This window comes from Ruania albidiflava DSM 18029 (genome assembly GCF_000421225.1).
Lineage (GTDB): Bacteria > Actinomycetota > Actinomycetes > Actinomycetales > Beutenbergiaceae > Ruania > Ruania albidiflava.
Window position 1 is genome coordinate 1 of record NZ_ATWL01000032.1, and the last position, 21,874, is coordinate 21,874.

Sequence of the window (21,874 nt, forward strand, 5' to 3'; positions counted from 1 at the left end):
CCGGCAAGCAGATGCTGACAGAGGTGATCGACTCGCTGCGGCGCGGGGTCCCGGCCAAGCTGGTCGAGCTGAAGAAGCTGGGCCGGACGCTGAATCGCCGGGCGGTCGACATCCTGGCCTACTTCGACCGCCCCGGCACCTCCAATGGGCCCACTGAGGCGATCAACGGCCGGCTCGAGCATCTGCGCGGCACCGCTCTGGGGTTCCGGAACCTGACCAACTACATCACCCGCGCCCTGCTGGACACTGGAGGATTCAGGCCCTTGCTACACCCTCATCTGCGATGAGCCACCAATCTGCGCTGCAGACGGTCGTCTGTGCGGGGTGGGTCTGCGTGAGGTGCGCGATGTCCCAGGCGGAGAGGGGCAGCAGCGAATGCGTCCAAATCCATGATCTCGGGACGCAGGTGCGCCTGTATGATCGTGATCATGTCGCACTATCGGATCAGCGAGGCTGCAGAGCTGCTCGGTGTCAGCAGCGACACGGTGCGCCGTCAGGTGGACTCCGGCGGCCTCGCCGCCAGCCACGACGACGCCGGCCGGCTGGTCATCCCCGGTGACGCGCTGGCGCGGTGGGCACAGGAACGTGCCGCCTCCCCGCACGGTGGCGCGGGCACCAGCGCCCGGAACCGGTTCACCGGCCTGGTCACCGCGATTCGGGCCGATGAGGTGATGGCCCAGGTGGACCTGCAGTGCGGGCCCTACCGAGTGGTCTCGCTGATGTCTGCTGAGGCGGTCCGCGACCTCGGGCTCGAGGTCGGCGCCCGCGCCAGTGCCGTGGTCAAGGCCACCACCGTGATCGTGGAGGCAGGATGAGCACCCGCCGCCCCGCAGTCCTCGTCGCCGCCGCACTCCTCGCCCTGACCGCAGCGTGCGGTGCTGGCGCCTCCGGCGGCCCGGGCGCCGCCGACTCAGCCACCGACAGCGGCACCGACCAGACGCTCACCGTGTTCGCTGCCGCCTCCCTGGCCGAACCGATGGACGACCTGCTGGCCATGTTCGCCGAGGACCACCCGGAGGTGTCCATCCAGCCCGCTGTCTACGACGGCTCCTCCACGTTGGTGACCCAGCTGTCCGAAGGCGCCCACGCCGATGTGCTCGCCACCGCCAACACCGCCTCCATGGACGACCTGGTCGCCGCCTTCCCGGACCAGGACTACCAGCCGGCCCTGTTCGCCACGAACACCCTGGTGATCGCCGTCCCGAAGGGCAATCCATCGGGCATCACCAGCCTCGCCGACCTGAACGAGGCCACCTTCGTCACCTGCGCCCCGGAGGTGCCCTGCGGGGCCGCCGCCACCGAGCTGTTCGACCTGGCCGGTTTCGAGGGCGAACCGGTCAGCATGGAGCAGAACGTCACCGCCGCCGCCGAACGGGTGGCCTCCGGTGAGGTGGACGCTGCCCTGGTGTACGCCACCGACGTCGCCTCCCGCGCCGAGGAGCTGGAGCCGGTGGTGCCGGACGCCGCCGCCCAGGTGGTCAACTCCTACCCGATCGTCGCGCTGCACGGCTCCGGGCTCGGTCAGGAGCTGGTCGACCTGGTGCTCTCCGAGGCCGGGATGCACGTGCTCGCCGGCTACGGCTTCGGCCCTCCGGAGGCGGGCTGAGGACATGACCACCGGGGTGCGCACCAGCGAGCCGGCGACGGCGGGTCTCACCCGTCCAGGTCGGCCCGCCCAGGTCCGGGGTCGTCTGCCGGTGTGGGTGCTCGCGCTCGCCGTGCTCGCTGTGGCCACCCTGGTGCTGCCGCTGGTGGCGCTGTTCCCGCGGGTGGAGTGGGCGAGCTTCCCGGCGGCGATCACCTCCCCGGAGGCGCTGTTCGCCCTCGGCCTGTCACTACGCACCGGTGCGGTGGCGGTGGTCTGCTGCCTGCTCCTCGGTGTGCCGCTGGCACTGCTGCTCGCCCGGGCACCGGCCCGGCTGGCCGCCGTGCTGCGCACCCTGGTCACGTTGCCGCTGGTGCTGCCGCCGCTGGTGGGCGGTATGGCGCTGCTGTACCTGTTCGGCCGCAACGGCTGGCTCGGTCAGGGGCTCGACCTGGTCGGCATCAGCGTGCCGTTCACCCCGGCGGCGGTGGTGCTGGCGCAGACGTTCGTGGCGATGCCGTTCCTGGTGCTCTCCCTGGAGGGCTCGCTGCGCACCGCGGGCGACCGGTACGAACAGGTCGCCGCCACCCTGGGTGCCGGCAGCTGGACAGTGCTGCGCCGGGTCACCCTGCCGCTGGTGCTGCCCGGCCTGGCCGCCGGCACCGTGCTCGCCTTCGCCCGTGCCGTCGGGGAGTTCGGGGCCACGGCGATGGTCGCCGGGAACCGGCCCGAGGTCACCCAGACGGTGCCGATGGCCATCTACACGGCGTTCAACGGTGCCGGGGTGGACCGGGACGCCGCGCTCGCGCTCGCCGTGCTGCTGGTGGTGGTGGCGCTGGTGATCCTCATCGGGCTGCGGGACTGGCGCCGGAGGGTGGCCTGGTGACGATGACCGCCGACCTGCACGCCGCTGTGGAGCTCCACCTGGGCAGCTTCCACCTGGACGTCGACCTGGAGGTGCCCGCTGGGCAGGTGCTCGCCGTGGTCGGGCCGAACGGGTCCGGCAAGTCCACCCTGCTGCACGTGCTCGCCGGCCTGCTGCGCCCGGCCCGCGGCACTGTGCGCCTCGGCCGACACGTGCTCACCGACACCACCACGGGCCTGCTCCTGCCCGCGCGGGAGCGCCGCATCGGGCTGCTCTCCCAGGACGCGGCGCTGTTCCCGCACCTGAGCGCACTGGAGAACGTGGCCTTCGGCCCGCGCAGCACCGGTACCCGCCCCCGCGCCGCCCGTGCGCTCGCGCAGCAGTGGCTGGAACGGGTCGGCATGGGTGCGCAGGCCCGGCACCGGCCCGGGCGGCTCTCCGGCGGGCAGCAGCAACGCGTGGCGATCGCCCGGGCACTGGCCGCCGCACCGGAGGTGCTGCTGCTGGACGAACCCCTGGCCGCCCTGGACGTGCAGACCGCCCCGCAGGTACGCCAGCTGCTCGCCGAGCAGGTGCGGGCCAGCGGCACCACCACCGTGCTTGTCTCCCACGACGTGCTCGACGCCGTGGTCCTCGCCGACCACATCGCCGTGCTGCACGAGGGGCAGGTCGCCGAGCACGGCCCGGTCGCACGCGTGCTCGGTGCCCCGCGCAGCCCCTTCGCTGCGACGATGGCCGGGGTCAACCTGCTCGCCGGCACCGGCCTGGAGGACGGCCGGGTGCGCACCCCGTTGGGGGACTGGCAGGTGTCGCACGACGGCGCAGGCCCGCCCGCCCAGGCCCAGGTGCGCCCTGGTCAGGCGATGGTTCTACGTATCCGGCCCTCCGCCGTCGTGCTGGGGATGGAACGCCCCGAGGGGGCGAACACGGCCCGGACCACGGTGCGCTGGGTGGAACCTGCCGATGGTGGGGTGCGGGTGCGGCTGGTCGGTCCGCCGGAGCTGGTGGCCGAGGTGCCGGCCACCGAGGTGGACCCCGCGTGGCTGCGGTCGGGAGCCGAGGTGTGGGTCCAGGTGGACCCGCGGCGCGTGCTCGCTGGCCCGGCAGCCGGTCACGAGTCCGGGGCCGTGGTGGTGCCCGGCTGAGCCTGGGGGAGGTGCACCACGATCGTGGTGCCGCCGCCGGGCGTGGGCCGGTACTCGACCGTGCCGTGGTGCGCGGCCAGGATGGTCGCCACGATCGCCAGGCCCAGACCGGCCCCGCCGGAGGTGCGGGCGCGGGAGCTGTCCGGCCGGTAGAACCGTTCGAAGATGCGGCTGGCGGCTTCTGGCGGCACTCCCGGGCCGTGGTCACGTACCTCCAGACGCGCCCACCCGGACTCGGCTGCCACGGCGATCTCCACGGCGGTGCCGGCGGGGGTGTGCTGCACCACGTTGCCGATCAGGTTGGTGACCACCTGCCGGATCCGGTCGGCGTCGGCGGTCACCGGTACCGCGGTGTCGCCGACCAGCTCGGTGGGCCGGTCCGGGTCGAGGGCGTGCAGGTCGCCGAGCGCGTCGCTGGCGATCTCCCGCAGGTCCACCTCGGTCAGCCGCAGCCCCTGCCTCTCGTCCAGGCGGGCCAGGGCGAGCAGGTCGTTGACCAGGGTGCCCATCCGGATCGCCTCCGACTCGATCCGAGAGAACGTGCTCGGCAGCTCCTCGGCCGGCACCGCCCCCATCCGGTACAGCTCGCCATAGCCGCGGATCGAGGCCAGGGGCGTGCGCAGCTCGTGCGAGGCGTCGGAGACGAAGCGACGCATCCTGGCTTCCGAGGCTGCCTGGGCGGCGAACGCGGTCTCCAGGTTCGCCACCATCGCGTTGAACGACGCACCCAGCCGCCCCACCTCGGTGGAGTCCGGGGCCACCGGGGCGCGCCGGGTCAGGTCACCGGAGGCCACGACCGCCGCCGCCGTGTCCTCGATCGCGCGCAGGCCACGCAGCGAGCGGTGCACGGCCGCATACCCGGTGATCCCCGCGAGCAGCACCACGCCCAGGCCGACCAGCAGGATGAACAGCTGCATCTGGTGCAGCGTGGCGTTCACCGAGTTCAACGGCAGCGCGATCGCCACCGACACCGGGGCACCGGTCTGCTCCTGCACCCCGCGCACCAGCACCATCCGCCACTGGGTGGGCCCCTCCACCGAGTCGACGGTGCGCACCGTGCCGGCCAGCTGCAGCGTCTCGTCGTAGGAGATCGGTGGGATGTCCGGGACGGCGTCGGTGCCGGTGGTGGCGGGCACGTTCAGGTAGGTGGACCCGTCCGCGGCCATCACCCGCATGTAGTAGGTGTTCGGCTGGCGGCTGGTCGGGGTGTTGGCCGGCCATGCGCCACGCGCCTCCAGCACCTGCACGGCCGAGTCCAGGTTCTCGTCCACCTGGCTGATCAGGGACCGTTTCAGCAGGCTCAGCGTGGTCAGCGCAGTGACCGCCAGTGCGACCACCAGCAGCACGGACAGGATGAGCACCAACCGGACGCGCAACGGCATCCGGTCCAACGGGTGCTCCCCGTCGCGCAGACTATTGCTGCTCACGGAGCACGTACCCCACGCCCCGCTTGGTGTGGATCAGCGGTGGTGAGTCGGGGGCGAACGGGGCATCCACCTTGCGGCGCAGGTAGGAGATGTAGGACTCCACGATCGCACCGTCACCGCCCCAGTTGTAAGCCCACACGTGGTCCAGGATCTGCGCCTTGGACAGCACCCGGCCGGCGTTCAGCATCAGGTAGCGCAGCAGGGTGAACTCGGTGGGAGAGAGGTCGATCTCGGCGCCGCCGCGGCGTACCTCGTGGGCGTCCTCGTCCATCTCCAGGTCCGCGACCCGCAGCAAGGAGTCCTCGGTCGCTGCAGCGGTGGCCGCTGCCCGGCGCAGGATCGCCCGGATCCGGGCGATCACCTCGTCCAGGCTGAACGGCTTGGTCACGTAGTCGTCCCCGCCCACGGTCAGCCCGGCGATCTTGTCGGACGTCTCGTCCTTGGCGGTGAGGAACAGCACCGGCACGTGGATGCCCTTGTCCCGCAGCCGGCGGGTCACGGTGAACCCGTCCATGTCCGGCATCATCACGTCCAGCACGATCAGGTCCGGGGTGCGGGAGGTCACCTGGCGCAGCGCGTCGTTGCCGTCGGCGGCCACCTGAACCTCGAAGCCGGCGAACCGCAACGAGGCGGACAGCAGCTCGCGGATGTTCGGCTCGTCGTCGACGACCAGCAGGTACGCCTCTGGCGAGTTGTGGGCAGCGTCCGAGGAAGTCATACCTACCAGTGTGCGCCCGGATACTGAAAGTTTCCTGGGAGCGGCCTGGGAGGTGGCTGCCGGTCGGGAGCGCTCGCTGGGAGCAGGCCGACGGAGGCAACGTGTCGGGGCCACCACGGACCTGCCTGCCACACGTTGCCTCCGTCCCCTCCGCTACGCGGACGGCGGTCGCTGGGTCAGCGTTTCTCGTAGGCGGCTTGGCGTTCTTGGGTGGTGCGGATGCGGTGGGTGTTGAGCTTGTGGGTGCGGTCGAAGTTGTAGATGCCGTTCTGTTCTTGGAAGGTGTCGGTCAGCTGGGTGTAGCAGTAGCCGAACATCTCTGGGTCGTCCAGCAGCACGCTGGTGAGTCCTGCGAACCGCTGGTGGAACTCTTCTTCGGTGCGCACGCGTTGGCCATATCCCCAGGAGGTGTCGCGTTCTTCGTCGTTGTCGTGGCTGGCGGCGAGGTGGGGGTTCCACCAGATGCCGCCGTACTCGCTGATGAAGTAGGGCTGGCCGGTATAGGGCAGGGAGCACGGTCCGTGGGCGCTGTCGTTGACGTACGGCTTGCCCTCCGCGAGGTGGCCGACCTGGTCGGCGAATGCGGCCGGGTCTTGTTCGTAGGTGTGGGCGTCATACACATCGGTCTCGGCCACCCGGTGGGAGTAGCCGGAGGCATCCAGTACTGGTCGGGTGGTGTCGGCGGCTTTGGTGGCCAGGAACATGCCGCGGGTGACGTCGTCCAGGACGGTGATGCGGTCGTGCAGCAGCTGGTGGGTCTCGTTCAAGGGGCACCAGCCGATGATCGCCGGGTGGGAGTAGTCCCGGTCGAGGACCTCCAGCCACTGGGTGATGAAGGAGGCGGTGGGTTGCTGGTTGTGACCGACTTGACCTTGGCCGCTCACGCCCCAGTCGCCGAACTCGCCCCAGAGCAGGTAGCCGAGCCGGTCGGCGTGGTAGAGGTAGCGTTCTTCGAAGACCTTTTGGTGCATGCGGGCCCCGTTGAAGCCTGCCGCCATGCCCAGCTCGATGTCCCGGACCAGGGCCTCGTCGCTGGGTGCGGTCATCAACGAGTCGGGCCAGTAGCCCTGGTCCAGGACCAGGCGTTGGAAGATCGCCTCGCCGTTGATCAAGAACCTACGCCCGTCGATGCTCACCGAGCGTAGCCCGGCGTAGGACTGCACGGCATCGATGACCTGGTCGTGCTCATCGAGGAGCTCCAGGTGCAGGTCGTACAGGTGCGGGTCGGTAGGTGACCAGGCCCGGACCCGGTCTTCTGGGAGGGTCAGCTGGAGGGTGGGGGACAGGTCCAGGTCGGCCCGCACACGGGCGGTGGCCACCGGCCCGGCCTGGTCGCTGATGCGTGCCTGGAGGTGGTGGCCGGGCCGGTTGGCCGACACCGGTGTGGTGATGGTGAAGGCCCCTGCGGCCAGGTGCGGGGTGATCCGGGGGCGCTTGAGGTGCACCTCGGGCACCGGCTCGAGCCACACGGTCTGCCAGATCCCGGTGGTACGGGTGTAGTTGCAGTGGGTGTTGGCATACCACGTGGCCTGCTTGCCGCGGGCCTGCAGCTCCTCGCGCAGGTCCCGGGCCCGGACCACCACCGTGCCACGCCCAGCGACCAGGGCGTCGGTGATGTCCGCACTGAACGGGGAGAACCCGCCCCGGTGGCGGGTCACCTCGGTGCCGTTGACCCATACCGTGGTGTCGTGGTCGACGGCACCGAAGTGCAGCCATACCCGCTGCCCGGCCCAGCTGTCCGGGACCTCGATCTCCCGGCGGTACCACACCGCCTGCAAGAAGTCGGTGTTCTCCACCCCCGAAGCCGCCGACTCCGGCGCAAACGGCACCAGAATCTCCCCGCGCAGCTCCCGGTCAACCAGGCCACGCTCCAGACCGGAGTCACCCTGGTCAATCTCGAACTGCCAGCGACCGTTGAGGTTCAACCACCTCGAGCGCACCATCTGCGGACGCGGATACTCAGGGCGGGGACATGTTTCGGGCATAGCTCACTCTCTCTGTGCATCGTGGACCTCCGGTGCCGGGCAGCAGCCGGCACCGGAGGAGTTGGGTGGGGTGGATCTACTCCTCCACAGCGGAGAAGGTCACCGACTCGAACTGCGCCACCGTGGCCGGGTCGCTGCCACCGCCGGCATAGAGGCCGACCCGAGGTGCGGAGTCGGCCGGAAGCGTCCAGGTCGCGCCCCAGCGCCAGTTCTCCCCGTCGGTCGAGGAAGCGCTGCGGTAGCGCAGCTCCCCGGTCTCCGGATCCACCGTGTGGTGCAGGCGCAGCCACATCGTGGTCGCTGTCGGGCCGCCGAGGTGTGCACCCCAGTCGAGTCGTTCGCCAGTGCGCATCTCCTTGCCGAACTCCACCTGTCGGGTCGCCTGCAGGGCCACCGAACCCAGTCGGAGGAAAAGGTCATCGTCGCTGTGCACGATCAGACCAGCCTGCTGGAAGTTGCGGATCTCGTCCTCACCGACGTCCAGGGTGAGCTCGACATCCATGAGCCACTCTCCGGCTGGGGCGTCTCGGAGCAGCAGGCTGCCGGTGTTGTCCGAACCGACGATGTCGCCGTCAGTGAGGGGCCAGTGCAGGCTGCCATCGGCCACCGTCACATCATCCTGCTCTCGAACCCACTGCCACCCAGGTGCTAGCCCGTCGTCGAACTCCTCGACGAACAGGGTCTCGCCGGCCAGCGGGGTCGGCACCGGATCGGTGACCGGCTCGTGGGCGGCAGTCACACTCAGGTTGTCGACCTGGACCGCGGCGTCTGCCGCGGTCAGCGCGAGGTGACGTCGAGGTCGGGCGCTGCTGGTCTCGAGCTGCACCTCCGCCAAGGAGTCGCCTAGCCTGCTCTCGGTCAGCTGGGCGTGCACCTGACCGTCTCGGATGTCCACGACGAGTGCGGTGAAGGCGCTGGGGTCGAACGTCGCTGGGAGGTCGGTGACGGCAGTCTCCAGCTGCCCCGGGCTGCCCGTCCAGGCACGCAGCTCACCGGCGTCAGCGTCGACTGCGATACCGAGCTGGTGCGGACCGGCACGGAGCAGCTCCACGGTGAACGTGCCGCTGCCGGAGGGGAAACGCAGGTCGGTCTCTACCCGAGACTCGCGGGCCAGCGGCCGGCGCGTCTGCACCTGGGCTGGGTCCGCCGTCGGGGTCAGTAGACCCACGTTTCCGGCATCGTTCAGCCGCTCGGGCACCGAGGTCCAGGTGCCGGAGACGGTGCGCAGCGTGTCACTGGTCGCTGGGTCCGCCATCACGATGCCGTGGTCAGAACCCGTGATCGGTCCAGTCAACGTCCCTTCGGTGGGTCCGGCGCCAGCGGCCGCCACGGGCCAGCCGTCGATCCAGTCGAGCCGGTCGATGAACGTCGGGCGCTCGTTGACACCGCCCGGGTCGTCCAACCACGCATCCTCTCGTTCGATGCCGTGGTAGAGGATCCAGTCCTGCCCGGTGGTGTCGGAGAAGAACGCGTGGTGGCCCACCCCGATGATCGAGTTGCCGTTCTGTGCGATAACCTGCGTGCCGCCCACACGGGGATCCAGCATCGAGACGCCCTCCTGGTCCAGGAACGGCCCCCAGGGTGAGGTGGAGCGTCCGGCGTAGACGCTGTACCCGGTCACCGGTCCGGCGCAGCAGTTCGCCGAGGATGCGGTGAGGTAGTAGTAGTCGCCACGCTTGACCACGTATGCGCCCTCATATCGATCGGCGACAGTCACCTGGACGGGCTCGCCCACCGCATGCAGTCCGGTCTGGTCCACCTCGGTCACCCAGACCCCGCCGTTGTAGCCGCCGAAGTAGAGGTATCGCCGGCCGTCGTCGTCGGTGAGCAGCGCCGGGTCGATCGTGTTGAAGTAGCCTCCGTCACCGTCCGGCCGCGCGTCGACGACCGCCTCCTCGGAAGGCGTCCACGGCCCATGTGGTGTGGGGGCGGTTGCGGCGCCGATGGCGTAGTTCCACGCACCGGGATCGGCCACCGTGTCGGTGACGGTGTAGTACAGGACATACTGGCCGCCGATGTAGCGGATGTCAGGTGCCCAGAACATGGACGAGGACGTAGCCCAGTCAGGACGGTTCTCCTCGTCGAAGATCTCGCCCAGGTACTCCCAGTCGGTGAAGTCCTGGGTGCGAGCCACATGCATCAGACCGAACTCGCTCGGTGCCTCGGTCAGCGGGTCGCTCGTGGCGTACAGGTACCAGTACCCGTCCTTTCCGCGAATCACGGCGGGGTCAGCGTAGGTGTCAGAGAACGAGTCCGTGATGGGGTTGGTCACCTGCGCCGGCTCGGCTGGGCGGACCTGCGCCGGTGCCGGCCCGCCTACGGTCGCAGCGGCTGGCGGTTCGGCGGCGGCGGGCACCGTCGTCCCCAGCGCCAGGGCGCCGACTCCCATGAGGGCGGCAGCCAAGAGGTGTCTGCTACGCATGGTTCTCCATTCCGGCCGCGGCTGGCGGCGCTGTGGTCGATCGAGGCGCGGAGACCGCTCCGCACCGCTCCCGCGACGGCCGAGTCGTCCGGGTCAGGCCGTGCTGCTCTGGCGCACCTCGATGGTGAACGGAACTTCTACCTGCTCGGCAGGTGCGCCGGGTTCCTCGGTCCGCCGGACGAGCAGCCGAACAGCTTCGGTGGCCAGGAACCGCACGTCGGGGGCGACCGTCGTCAGTGTCGGGTAGGCAAAACGCGCGTCCTCGATGTTGTCGAAGCCGGCGACGGCGATCCTGTCTGGGATCGTGATACCCGCCTCCCGTAGGGTGCGCATCGCCCCGAGTGCCAACAGGTCGTTGAAGCAGAGCACGGCATCGATGGGGGCCGAGGACCGCAGCAGCCGGGCCATCGCTGCGGCACCATCCTCTCGCCGGTATGCGTCCACCTCGGCAGCGTGGCCAGGGGTGGGTTCCAGACCGGCGGCTCGTAGGGCGCGCTGGTAACCACGCCAGCGCTGCAGGCCCGTGCCGTGGGGCTCGTAGCCGATGGTGGCGATGTGCTGCCGACCGGATGCCAGCAGGTGCTGAGTGACCTCTTCGGCAGCGCGCACACTGTCCATGGCGACATGATCGGCGTGGATCGGGTACCGGTGCTCGCCGATCATCAGCAGAGGAGTGCTGCCCAGCAGGTCCTCGAGCACGTCGCCTGGGGTGGCCAACGGGGAGAAGATGATGCCATCGACCAGGCTGGTCGTGAGTCCCTCCAGGGCTGCCTTCTCCTCGTCCAGGCCGCCCCCAGTCTCTTCGATGACGACCGTGCGTCCGTGAGCCTTCGCTGCCCGGCTCACCTCCGAGGCGAGGGTAGAGAAGTAGGGAGAGGCGAGCTCGGGCACAGCGAGCGCGAGGAAACCCGAGCGGCCGTGCCGCAGGCTTCGGGCACTCGGGTTCGGTCGGTACTGCAGTGCCTCGATCGAGGCGAGCACCTTGGTGCGGGTCTTCTCGGTGACGTTGGGGTGGTGGTTGATCACGTTGGAGACCGTCTTGAAGGACACGCCGGCGTGTGCGGCCACATCCCGAAGGGTCGCTCGCATGCCTGCCACCGTTCTCGTTGCCCTTCCAGCCTACTGTCACGGTCACCACCCTCAGGGTCGGGTATCGACCTGGGTGGCCGGCTCAGCGAGCACCGGGGTGCCGTCCTCGGTCCAGGTCAGCGGGGTGAGCCACATCTGTCGGCCTGGCACAGGGTCGCCGACGGCGTCCGGTGGCCAGGCGTGGTGCACGTACCAGGTGGAGTCGCCGGCCTCGATGACCATGCCGTGCCCCGGACCGGCAGCCACCTCGTTGGTGGACAAGATCGGCTCGTCCACCGGTTTGCGGTAGGGCCCCAGCACGTCGTCGGCGACTGCATAGCTCACGCCATACTCCGGTGACCCGTAGCCGTTAGCGGAGTAGAAGAGGTAGTACTGACCGTCACGGAGCCAGAGGAACGGGCCCTCCACCAGGTCTCCTTCCCAGGCCTGGTCGTGCGTGATCAGCTGGGTCGGACTGTCGCCCACCAGGGAGAGCCCGTCCTCGGAGAGCTCCTGGATGTAGATCCAGGACGTGGTGCCGATGTTGTTCCCGTCGTTCTTCCAGAGCAGGTACGGGGTGCCGTCCGCATCGATGAACGGGGACGCGTCGATCGAGCCGCCATCGTCCGACTGGCAGATGAACGGTTCGGTTGCTTCGTCGACGAACGGTCCTTCCGGGGAGTCGGAGACAGCCACGCCGATGCACTGCTTCGTGCTCTGGCGGTCCTTCGCCGTGTAGTAGGCAAGGTACCGGTCGCCGATCTGTGCCACCTCGGGGGCCCAGTGCCGGCCGACGCTCGCCCACGGTGCCAGCTCGGGCATCCCGTTGCCGATGACCGACCAGGTGACCAGGTCCTCAGAGCGCAGTATCGGAAACGTTCCGAAGGTGTTCTGGGTGGCGTAGGCGTACCACTGACCGTCTGCCTCCAGCACAAAAGGGTCTGGGAAGTCGTTCTCGTAGACCGGGTTGGTGAACCCCATGTCGTCGTCCTCCGCATCGGTGTCACTCTCGTTCGGGCCGCAGCCGGCAAGCAGCATCGCGCCGCCGAGCACGACGGCGGTCGTCACAGCTGGTAGGGGATGTCTCATCTGGGTCCCTCGTTGCGTGGGTAGGCGTTCGTCATCCCTTGAGCCCGCTCCGGGCCACGCCCTCGATGATGTAGCGCTGGGTGAAGATGAACAGGATCAGTACCGGCACGCTCGCCACGAATGCGCCGGCCATGATCACCGGGTAGTCGGTCACGTAGGCGCCCTGCAACAGCTTCAGACCTGCGGGCAGGGTGAGCCTCTCCGGGCTGAACAGCACGTACACGGGCCAGATGTAGTCGTTCCAGTTGCCCAGGAAGGACAGCACGGCAAGCGTGGCTAGCGCTGGTTTGGCGTTCGGCAGCACCACCCGGGTGAACACCTGCCAGTGGTTCGCTCCGTCGAGGGCGGCGGCCTCCTCCAGCTCCGAGGGGATCGCCACGAAGAACTGACGCAGGAAGAACACACCGAAGGCGCCCGCCGCACCAGGCACGATCAAGGCCCAGACGGTGTTCAGCCAGCCGAGCTGGTCGATGATCAGGTAGTTCGGCATGATGAACACGAACCCGGGTACGAACAGGGTGGACACGATCAGGGTGAAGATCAGGCCCCGGCCCCGGAACTGCAACCGGGCGAGCGCGTAGGCGGCCATCGAGGCGACCACGAGCACGAGCAGCATGTGCCCGGCGGCGGCCACCAGGGAGTTCAGCACCCAGCGCAGCACCGGGTACTGCCCGTCCAGGCTGAGCAACGTGTCATAGGCGGAGGTGTCGAACGTCGAGGGCAGGATGGTCGGCGGGATCGAGGTCGCCTCGCCGTAGGTCTTCAGCGAGGTGCTGCCCATCCACAGGATCGGCCCGAAGAACGTCACGAACAGGGCTGCCAGCATCAGCCAGAACATCGAGCTGCGCAGCATCGTGCCCGCAGTCATCCGCGGGCGTGTGTTCCGAGCGGTGGGTCGGGAGGCTGTGGTGGTCATCCGGTGCCCTCCGTGGCGGTGGACGTCCTGCGGCGCCGGCGCGGCCGGTCGGAGTCGCGCAGAGCGAGAAAGTTGATGATCGAGACGATGCCGAGCACCACGGAGAGCAGGTAGCCCATCGCCGCCGCTGTGCCCATCCGGTAGGCGCCGAGGCCTTCGTCGAGGATCACCATCAGCACCGTGCGAGTGCTGTCTCCGGGCCCACCGGAGGTCACCAGATCGGATTGCCCGAACATGTTGGCCGAGGCGAGCACCGTCAGGGTGACGACGAAGACCATCACCGGGCGCAGCCCAGGCAGGGTGACGTGCCGGAACTGCTGCCTGCGGGAGGCGCCGTCCACCTTCGCGGCGTCATAGAGGTCGCTGGGGATGTCCTGCAGCCCCGCGATGTAGATGATCGTGTTGAACCCGAGCGTCCACCACACGGTCAGCCCCACCAGAGAGATCCACGCCCACGGTTGGGCGGTGATCCAGGGGATCGGGGCGTCCACGCCGAACAATCCGAACACGTGGATCAGCCCGGAGCGCTCGATCAGGAAGTTCAGGATGCCGATGTTCGGGTCCAGGATGAATCGGAACAGGACGCCGACCACTGCAACGCCGAGCACGTACGGCATGAAGATGACCCCGCGCATGAACGTCCGGCCCGGGAACCTGCGGTTCAGCAGCAAGGCCATGAACAGCGGTAGCACGATCAGCAGCGGCACTGAAGCCAGCACGAACGTCCCGGTGGCGATCATGCCGTCCCAGAACCGGGAGAAGGCCGAGGTCGCCGAGCTGAACAGATCTAGGTAGTTGTCCAGACCCACGAATGGCTTGTTCGGGAGCAGGTAGTCCCAGTCGTGCAGGGACATCCATACGCCGAGCACAGCAGGGAAGGCTACGAACGTGCCGAAGATGGCCAGAAACGGAGCGAGGAACGCGTACGGGGTCCACCACGCGTGTCGGCGGACCCTCCTGCCCGCACGCGGTACCGGCTGCTTGGCTGCCGGCCGCGGGCGGGCAGGGGCGGTGGACTGCTGGACCATCAGGAGCCGTACCGCTCGCGGTTCTCTTCGAGGACCGTGTTCGCCCGGTCTGCCGCTTCCTGCAGAGCCGGGGCCGGATCCTTGGTCAGCAGCACTGCCTCGTTCAGTGCCGTGTCCAGCTCTGCCATAGCGTCGCCGATACCGGGGAGCGCGGGCGGGAAACGCAGGTCCTCGGCCTGCTCGGCGATCGCCGCCTGGGGTTCCATGTCCGCGAACTCCTCGGACTGGCGCACCGAGTTCCGGGCGGGGACCTGGCCTCCGGCTGCCCAGGCGATGGACTGTTGGGAGATCCAGTTGATGAACACGCGAGAGGCCTCGAGCTGGTCATCGGTGGTGCCGCGTTGCTCGGTCATCACGAAGTTGTGCGATCCGGCCCATGCGGCGTTCTCGCCGCCGATGTTGGGCAGCCGTGCCACGCCCCAGTCCAGGTCCTCGATCTCGTTCAGCGTGTTGATCGACCAGATGCCGTTCCAGTTGAACGCCGTCTGCCCGTTCTGCAGGGCGATCATGTCCGCGTCCTGGCCGACGTCACGTACGCTCCAGCCCTTGTGGATGGCATCGACCATCCAGGTCAGGGCTTCCACACCGGGATCCTCGGCCCACATCGCGGTGGCGCCGTCAGCGTCGAAGAGCTCACCGCCGAACTGCCAGATCAGGGACTGCAGCGTGTGCCCACCGGTGAACAGGTGCGGGCTCATCCAGTGCCCGGCGATGTCGTTCTCCAGCAGCGTGTCCAGGGCTGCCTCGTAGGACTCCCGGTCCATCGGAGGACTCTCTGGGTCCAGGCCGGCATCGGCCATCACGGTCTTGTTGTAGAAGAAGCCCGTGGGGTGCACGTCGAGCGGAATCCCGAACCGGGACCCGTCGTAGAGGCCGGCCTCCCAGACTGGCGCGAGGAAGTCCTCTTCAGTGATCTCGAGTGCTTCTGCAACGTCGTCCAGCGGCCGGAGCAGGCCTCGCGCGGCCGAGGTGGCGAGCGAGTCCAGGTGGTGGATCGCCACCTGCGGACCGTCACCGGAGGTGATCGCAGCGGGCAGGCGGGAGTGGAAGTCGGCCCACTCCATCACGGTGGTCTTGACCGTGATGTTCTCGTGCTCTGCGTTGAACTGGTCCACCAGCTCCTGCATCACCGGTCCGTCGCCGCCGGTGAAGCCGTTCCAGAAGGAAAGCTCCACGGCGGCGCCGTCGTAGGACTCACCACCGCTGCCGGTGGCTGCGTTGCCGCCGCCACCACTGCCGCCGGAGCAGGCGGCCAGAGCGGCGCCCCCACCGGCGGCGGAGATGGCGGTCAGGAAGCCTCGGCGGCTCAGAGCGGGATGTGGGCGGTCGGTCGTCGGGTGCACACGTACTCCTTCGTCATGTCTGTCCGGTCCTCGGTGAACCGAGGTGAGGCAGCGGGCAGCGGCACTGCTATCGCTGGCCCTGGTGGCAGTCAGATGCTGCTTTACAACGGATCACCAACATCAGGGTAGCCAGACTTTTCCTCCGTTGTAAAGGGGGTGCGAACCCAGCCGCGCGGAACGCTCCACGCAGGCGGCGCTGTTGGGACCTGCTGCAGTTTGCGAACGCTGGGTTCCGCGGCAGAGCGGGGTCCGGAGGCCGCGAAGGCGGGCGTTCGCGACTAGTGCGCTGGGGTTAGAGGTAGCGGGTCGGGTCGAAGGTCTCCAGCGGGATGATCCGCACCCGCGGCAGCGGCACGGTGAACGCGTGCACGTCGTCCTCGAGGTCCACCAGCTGCACCCCACGCTCGGCCAGGTCGCTCAGCTGAGCGTTGATGAACTCCCGGAAGCACAGCACGCCCAGGCGCCGCTCACCGTCGATGAGGTGCTCCAGCTGAGGCAGGAAGTCGCCGTCGTGGCTGGCCAGCAGCACGTCTCCGGGCCGGTCGGCCAGCGCTTCCAGGGTGCGCTGGATACCCACGTCCACGACCTTCTCCGTGCCGGAACCGGCCAGCGGGATCGGGTGGTAGCCCATCGCCAGCAGCGCCTGCACGAAGTTCATCGGCATCTGCCCGCTGGTGGCGTTCAGGAAGAACAACGCCCGCACCGGCTGGTTCCACAAGGTGCGGGCGTGCTCGGTGACCCGGTCCCAGCGGGGCCGCTCGTCCGGGTTCGGCCGGTGTCCCAGCACGCTCATGCCGAGGGTGGCGTCGATGTTCTCGCCGTCCACCAGCAGGTAGGTCGTGCGTGGGGCTTCGCTCTGGGGCATGGGCACACTCTATGCCGCACCACCGGCGGTGAGCGATGAGCCCACCGCAGGCGGCGTCGGCGACGGGGGACTCAGCCCTGCGGCGTGGTGCCGATCTGGCCGGCCGACCCGCCGGACTTCAGCGCCGCGAACCGGGCGTCCACCTCCAGGGAGTCGGCATCCGTCTCCAGCTCGGCGAACTGTGCGTCCAGGGAGGAGGCGTTGATCTCCGCCCGGCCGGCGACCAGGGCCTCCTGCCGGCGCACCTGCTCCTCGTACCGGGAGATCTCGCTGGTCGGGTCGAGCACGTTCATCGAACCGATCGCCTGCTGCACCTGCGCCTGGGCCTGTGCGGTCTTGGCACGTGCTGCCAGCTGGTCGCGCTTCACCTTGAGCTCGCCCAGCTTGTCCTTCATCACCGCCAGGCCGTGCTTGAGCTTCTCCACCACCTCACGCTGGGAGGCGAGCATCGGCTCGGCGTCCTTGACCTCCTGCTCGTATCCGATCTGCTTCTGCAGCGCGACCTTGGTGAGGTTGTCGTACCGGTCGGCTCCGGCGGCGTCCCCCGCGGCGCGCAGCTCGTCCGCCTTGCGGGAGGCAGCCAGGGCCTTGTTGTGCCACTCGGTCACCGCGGCCACGTCGGAGTTGTAGTCCTGCTCGGCCAGGCGCAGGTTGCCGATCGTCTGCGCCACAGCGGTCTCCGCCTCGGCGATGTTGTTGGTGTAGTCGCGCACCAGCTGGTCCAGCATCTTCTGCGGGTCCTCGGCCTGGTCGATCAGCGCATTGATGTTCGCCTTGGCAAGCTGGGCGAGACGGCCCAGGATGCTCTGCTTCTCGGTCATGTGGATCGTCCTTCGCTGTGTTGGTCGTGCTAGGTCTCAGTGCACCACGGGCTGGCCGGGGCGCGGGTCAGAAAGCGCCGCCACCTCCCATGTCGCCACCGCCGAAGCCACCGCCCCCGCCGAGCCCGCCGCCACCGTTCCAGCCGCTGCCGCCGAACCCGCCGCCGAAGCCGCCACCGAGCGCGGAGCCGATCAGCCCGCCCAGCAGAAGCGAACCCATGTTGACCCCGGACCGGCGCCCGGCGTACCGGCCGTAGCCGCGGGGGCCGGCGTAGCCGAAGCCGCCGTAGTCCATCGGCCCCTGGGCGTGCCAGCGCTGCACGTCCGCGGTGGCCAGGTCCCGGGCGCGGGAGGCAGCCGCCCAGGCCCGGTTCACCAGGTCGACGGCGCGGCGGGGCTCGTGCTGCTGCACCGCTTCGGCCTCCTGCAGGAACCGGGAGGCGTTCGCGATCCTGGTGCGAGCCTCCGGTCCGACGGCGCCCCGGTTGGTGGCGATGTAGTCGTTCGTGGACCGGATCAGGCCGTAGGTGCGCTGGATGCCAGTGGCCAGCTTGCGTTGGGCACGCTCGTCGGCCTCGACCTGTTGTCGGCGGGGGGCGAGAGCCTCGTCGAGGGCGTCCTCAGCGCTGCTGATCTCGGCCAGTGCGGCGATCGGGTCGCCGCCCTCCTTGGCGTTGGTGGCCTGGGTGATGGCGCTCTTGGCCCGCGGGACGAGCGCCTGTACCGCGCTGTCCCCGGCGGCGAGCCGGTCCACATCGATCAGGTCGGCGCGGATCGAGGCGATCGCCGGGTCGAGCTTCTCCCGGGCGTCGGCGAGCTCTCGCCCTCCGGTGTGCACCGACTCGATGAGGGTGACCGCCTGCTGCAGGGCGTCTTCGGCGGTGCGGGCGTAGGCCACTGCGCCGGCGCGGTCCTCCTCGGTGAGCTCCTCCCGCCCGGCGGTCACGGCCTCCCGGGCGGCGGCCAGCAGCGACCGGGCCTGCTCCGGGGCGCGGGCCAGGGACTCTAGGGCGCTGGCCGGGTAGGTGGCGTGCAGCTGGGTCAGTGCCAGCTCGGCCGGCGGCAGGGTCTTCTCGATCTCCCCGGCGCGCTGCTCAAGGTCATCGAGCGCCTGCGGGGCGTGCTCGCGCAGGTTGCGCAGGTGCGCGAACGCCTCGGCCTGCTCGTCCAGCTCGGCGTCCGCAGCAGCGCAGACTGTGAGGATCCGGGTGAGCATGTCCCGGCGCTCGGTCTCGGTCTCCGGGGTGGCATCCTCCAGCTGGGCTTGCAGCTCGAACGCGTCGGAGAGCTTTGCGGTGGCGCTGGTCAGCGCTGCCCGGAACGCCTGGGTGGCTTGCAGCCCGAACTGTGCCTCGGCGAACGCCAGCTCCTGCTCCGAGGTGCGCACTGCGTCGTCCAGGTCCACCAGAGCCGAGCCGGAGCGCGTGGTCAGCTCGGCTACGGAGAGGGCGGCGAGCTTCGCTTCCAGCGAGTCGGGCGCTGGTTGCGGCCGGGCAGCCGCCTGCCGCTGCCCACGTGCTCCGACGGTCTCGGACCGCTTCCGGCGGGAGCGTGCCCAGAGCACCACCAGCCCGACCACCACGGCCAGGGCGACGACCACCAGCACCACCGTCAGTGCGCTGCCGCCACCGGTGGCGGCGGAGTGGACCTCGTTGGTGAAGGTCACCGCCCCGCCGGCCCAGTCGCCGCTGCCTAGCTGGTCCCGCGCCTGGCTGTCGGCGGAGTCCAGCTGGGACTGGGACAGCCCGGCCGCCTCGTTCGCCCACAGGCCCGTCTGCTGGTCCTCCACGGCCACGGCCCAGAGCAGGTCCAAGTTGCCCAGACCGGTGGCCTGGGCCGACTGTGCGGCCCACTCCTGCTGGTCCATCCCGTCGAAGGAGTCGACGTAGACCACCCACAGGTCCAGGTCGGTGTCTGAGCGCAGCTCGTCGATGGCGGCGGTGACCTCCGCATCCTGCCCGTCCAGCACCTGCTGGCTGGAGTGATCGACCACATGACCGTCTACGGCTCCAGGAGGCTCCGCCGTCGCCGGCAGGGCGATCAGGGTGAGGCCGAGCAGGGCAGTGCACAGCCCGGCGAGGGCGCGGGAGGGAAGTCGGACCACATCTTTGATCTTCGCGGTTGGACCGCGGCCGCGCAATGAGGAGGCGGTCGTCCCGCTGTCGGCGAACACCGGAACTTTGCCTACCCGCCTGCTCGTCACAGCACCCGGAGCGGCCGCGCAGTTTCAGTTCTCCAGGTTCGTGGAGTACCTTGCACGCCGTGCTCGACTCTCCGAACTTCTCCGCTTCTTCCGCTGCTGCTCCCGTGCTGACCGTGGTGCAGCACCAGGACTCTGTGCCGCTGGGTCTGCTCAGTGAAGCGCTCGCTGGGGTGCAGATCAGCCTGGTGCGCCCGGACGCCGGCCAGCTGCTGCCCGACGCCAGCGACCTGGACGGTCTGGTGGTGCTGGGCGGCACCATGTCCGTGCAGGACACCCGCGACCATCCCTGGCTGACCGCGGAGCGGGAGCTGCTCGATGCCGCCGTGGCCCAGGGTGTGCCCACCCTCTGCGTCTGCCTAGGTGCCCAGCAGCTCGCCGTGGCGCGCGGGGGTCAGGTGGAGGTGGCTGCCCCCACCGGCCCGGAGCGCGGTGTGGTGGAGGTACGGATGCGCCCGGACGCTGCCGCCGACCCGGTGCTCGGCCCGGTGGTGGCAGCGCTCGGTCGGGACGTGCCGGCGCCCTCGATGAACGGCGACGCGATCACCGCCCTGCCGCCGGAGGCCACCTGGCTCGCCAGCTCCCAGCAGTACCCGTTCCAAGCATTCCGGCTGGGTAGCGCCGTGGGCGTGCAGTTCCACCCCGAGGCCGACGAGGCCACCATGCGCCGCTGGGCTGCCGCCGAGGGGCAGGACCCCGACGATCTGGCCGCGGGCTACGGCCCGAACGCCGAGGCACTGGCCACTGTGGCCACAGAGCTCGGCGCGGCGTTCGCCGCCCAGGTGGTGGACCGCACCCGGCTCGCGGTGCGCTAGCCAGCCGGCCGTCGTCAACGTGACCGTCATACGGCTCGACCTCCCGAAATGGCGAAGGTCCTGTCAGATGACCGTCGTTCTCTACACCCCGAAGACTTGGTCGAAGAACTCCCAGGTCTGCTGCTGCAGGTCCGGTGGGAAGGAGTGCGGGGCGTCGATGAATGCCCCGCGGTAGGCCTGCGGTGCACCGGCTGCCGCGTACCGGGCAGCGATCAGCTCGTGCGCGGCGCGCATGCCCGCGGGTGGGAACAGCTGGTCGCGCTCGGCGTAGCCGACCAGCAGCGGGCGTGGCCGGCGGGCGGCGGCGATGTCTGGCCAGTCCGCCACCCGGCCGATGCCTGGGTTCATCATCATCCAGGTGTGCTTGTGGACGTAGCCGTCGAGCATCGGCGCCAGCGTGGACATCATCGCGATCACCGCCGCGGCCCGCACGTTCTCGTTGAGCGCGGTGGCCAGGGCCGCCCGTGCGCCGCCGCCGGAGAGACCCACCACGCCCACCCCACCGGGTAGCACGTCCTCGCGGGAGGCGAGCAGGTCGACGGCGATCGCGTCTTCCCGGGCCACCGCACCTCCCCAGGAGGTACCCAGGATGCCGAGCAGCTTGGCCATCGCGTCCTCCAGCGGTCCGGCGTAGGCCTCGTAGCGGGCCGGATCGTCGAGGGTCTTGCCGGTCTCGGCCTCCCGGGCGGTGGCGGCCAGGTGGCCCGCGGCACGCACCCGGTCGGGCATGTCGGCGACCGGGACGCGCCGGCTGCCCCAGCCGAACGCGTCCGGGACCAGTACCGCGTACCCACGGCGGGCGAGCTCGTTCGCGTACGCCACGCCGTCATACAGGCCGGACCGGGCGGCCAGAGCCCCCGGCGCGGCGGGCTCCGGACCGTCGGCGACCTTCTCCTTGCCGTAGTACTTCACCCCGCCGTGGCAGTGCAGTGCTACCACCCCGGGCAGGGCAGTGGTCACGCCGGCCGGGCGCAGCAGCCAGCCTTCCGACGGGGCGCCGACACCGACGTCCCAGCGCAGCACTGTCCCGTCTACGCCGCCGGCGGTCCAGGTCTGCACCACCTCCGGGGACACCCGCTCCGGTACGGGGAGCACCCCGAGGGTGGTGCGCAACCGGGAGACCACGGCTTCGCCGTCGGGTTCCTCAGCGGAGAACAACGGGCTGGCGGAGCGGGCCAGGTCGAGCAGACCGTCGAGGGAGCGGAGGTCGGCGGGAGCGGGATCCATCTGGACCACGCTAGCGGGCGGCTGGGGTGGGGACCTAGCTGTACTCGGCCATCAGGTTGGTGACACTCGGCTGAGGGGCGGGAGGCCGCCGAGTGCGCTGTGGCGGCGTTCAGTGTTGTAGGTGTGCAGCCAGGGTGCAAGGGCGTCGCGGCGGGCTTGGTTGCTGGTGAAGACGTGGCGGTAGGCCCACTCGGTCTGCAGGGTGCGGTTGAACCGCTCGACCTTGCCGTTCTGCCAGGGGCAATGGGGCTTGATGAACTTCTGCTTCGCACCCAGATCGGCCAGGGCCTTGTGGACGTCGCGGCCGTGGCGGTAGGCGAAGGCGTTGTCGGTCATCACGCGTTCGATCCGGGTG

20 protein-coding genes are annotated in these 21,874 nt (G+C 69.6%); 6 read left to right on the forward strand and 14 right to left on the reverse strand.

The features are described from left to right. The 5 genes from K338_RS23935 to K338_RS23940 form a co-directional block, all read left to right on the forward strand. The coding region (locus K338_RS23935) for a transposase (protein WP_022919668.1) at positions 1-287 on the forward strand (287 nt) is incomplete at its 5' end. A gap of 141 nt (positions 288-428) precedes the next feature. Continuing rightward, positions 429-815 carry a TOBE domain-containing protein gene (locus tag K338_RS0118620; protein ID WP_027287038.1) on the forward strand — a complete coding sequence of 129 codons (387 nt, stop codon included), beginning with the start codon at positions 429-431 and terminating at the stop codon, positions 813-815. Then, positions 812-1,606: a molybdate ABC transporter substrate-binding protein gene (modA, locus tag K338_RS0118625; RefSeq protein WP_022919670.1), complete on the forward strand. Its 795-nt coding sequence runs from the start codon at positions 812-814 to the stop codon at positions 1,604-1,606. The genes K338_RS0118620 and modA overlap by 4 nt, the downstream gene beginning before the upstream one ends. Positions 1,607-1,610: 4 nt before the next feature. Beyond that, a complete protein-coding gene (locus K338_RS0118630; protein WP_022919671.1) occupies positions 1,611-2,471 on the forward strand; it encodes an ABC transporter permease in 861 nt (286 codons plus the stop codon). A 2-nt stretch (positions 2,472-2,473) separates the two neighbouring features. Next, positions 2,474-3,595, forward strand: a complete 1,122-nt coding sequence (locus K338_RS23940; protein ID WP_051154996.1) for a sulfate/molybdate ABC transporter ATP-binding protein — start codon at positions 2,474-2,476, stop codon at positions 3,593-3,595. Here K338_RS23940 and K338_RS23945 read toward each other — a convergent pair. The 12 genes from K338_RS23945 to K338_RS26035 all read right to left on the reverse strand — a co-directional run bounded on the left by K338_RS23945 (position 3,562) and on the right by K338_RS26035 (position 19,381). Beyond that, on the reverse strand, positions 3,562-5,022 hold the full coding sequence (locus K338_RS23945) for a sensor histidine kinase (RefSeq protein WP_245543007.1): 1,461 nt from the start codon (positions 5,020-5,022) through the stop codon (positions 3,562-3,564). The two genes, K338_RS23940 and K338_RS23945, sit on opposite strands and share 34 nt — an antisense overlap. Further along, complete coding sequence (locus tag K338_RS0118645; RefSeq protein ID WP_022919674.1) at positions 5,009-5,740, reverse strand: response regulator transcription factor; 732 nt, start codon at positions 5,738-5,740, stop codon at positions 5,009-5,011. The genes K338_RS23945 and K338_RS0118645 overlap by 14 nt, the downstream gene beginning before the upstream one ends. A 176-nt stretch (positions 5,741-5,916) precedes the next feature. Further along, positions 5,917-7,725: a glycoside hydrolase family 2 protein gene (locus tag K338_RS0118650; protein WP_022919675.1), complete on the reverse strand. Its 1,809-nt coding sequence runs from the start codon at positions 7,723-7,725 to the stop codon at positions 5,917-5,919. Positions 7,726-7,801: 76 nt separating this feature from the next. Beyond that, positions 7,802-10,147: a glycoside hydrolase family 43 protein gene (locus tag K338_RS23950; RefSeq protein WP_040654425.1), complete on the reverse strand. Its 2,346-nt coding sequence runs from the start codon at positions 10,145-10,147 to the stop codon at positions 7,802-7,804. A 93-nt stretch (positions 10,148-10,240) separates the two neighbouring features. Next, positions 10,241-11,236 carry a LacI family DNA-binding transcriptional regulator gene (locus tag K338_RS0118660; protein ID WP_022919677.1) on the reverse strand — a complete coding sequence of 332 codons (996 nt, stop codon included), beginning with the start codon at positions 11,234-11,236 and terminating at the stop codon, positions 10,241-10,243. A gap of 51 nt (positions 11,237-11,287) precedes the next feature. Beyond that, positions 11,288-12,283: a glycoside hydrolase family 43 protein gene (locus K338_RS0118665; protein WP_022919678.1), complete on the reverse strand. Its 996-nt coding sequence runs from the start codon at positions 12,281-12,283 to the stop codon at positions 11,288-11,290. A 52-nt stretch (positions 12,284-12,335) separates the two neighbouring features. Beyond that, entirely contained in the window at positions 12,336-13,220 is an 885-nt protein-coding gene (locus tag K338_RS0118670; protein WP_022919679.1) for a carbohydrate ABC transporter permease, read from the reverse strand. Then, positions 13,217-14,248 (reverse strand): carbohydrate ABC transporter permease, encoded by a 1,032-nt coding sequence (locus tag K338_RS23955; protein ID WP_022919680.1) that lies wholly within the window; start codon positions 14,246-14,248, stop codon positions 13,217-13,219. Before K338_RS23955 ends, K338_RS0118670 begins: the two co-directional genes overlap by 4 nt. Beyond that, a complete protein-coding gene (locus K338_RS0118680) occupies positions 14,248-15,591 on the reverse strand; it encodes an ABC transporter substrate-binding protein (RefSeq protein ID WP_022919681.1) in 1,344 nt (447 codons plus the stop codon). Before K338_RS0118680 ends, K338_RS23955 begins: the two co-directional genes overlap by 1 nt. Before the next feature lie 292 nt (positions 15,592-15,883). Continuing rightward, positions 15,884-16,456, reverse strand: a complete 573-nt coding sequence (locus K338_RS0118685) for an NYN domain-containing protein (protein WP_022919682.1) — start codon at positions 16,454-16,456, stop codon at positions 15,884-15,886. A gap of 71 nt (positions 16,457-16,527) precedes the next feature. Beyond that, positions 16,528-17,277: a PspA/IM30 family protein gene (locus K338_RS0118690; RefSeq protein WP_022919683.1), complete on the reverse strand. Its 750-nt coding sequence runs from the start codon at positions 17,275-17,277 to the stop codon at positions 16,528-16,530. Between the two features lie 67 nt (positions 17,278-17,344). Then, complete coding sequence (locus K338_RS26035; protein ID WP_211218265.1) at positions 17,345-19,381, reverse strand: TPM domain-containing protein; 2,037 nt, start codon at positions 19,379-19,381, stop codon at positions 17,345-17,347. A gap of 158 nt (positions 19,382-19,539) precedes the next feature. Between K338_RS26035 and K338_RS0118700 the strand changes: the two genes are divergently transcribed. Then, positions 19,540-20,292: a type 1 glutamine amidotransferase gene (locus tag K338_RS0118700; protein ID WP_022919685.1), complete on the forward strand. Its 753-nt coding sequence runs from the start codon at positions 19,540-19,542 to the stop codon at positions 20,290-20,292. A gap of 81 nt (positions 20,293-20,373) precedes the next feature. On the opposite strand, the gene K338_RS23965 is transcribed toward K338_RS0118700, so the two are convergent. Further along, positions 20,374-21,519: an alpha/beta hydrolase family protein gene (locus tag K338_RS23965; protein ID WP_051154998.1), complete on the reverse strand. Its 1,146-nt coding sequence runs from the start codon at positions 21,517-21,519 to the stop codon at positions 20,374-20,376. 51 nt (positions 21,520-21,570) lie between these two features. After that, a partial coding sequence (locus tag K338_RS0118710; RefSeq protein WP_022919687.1) for an integrase core domain-containing protein occupies positions 21,571-21,874 on the reverse strand: 304 nt, incomplete at its 5' end.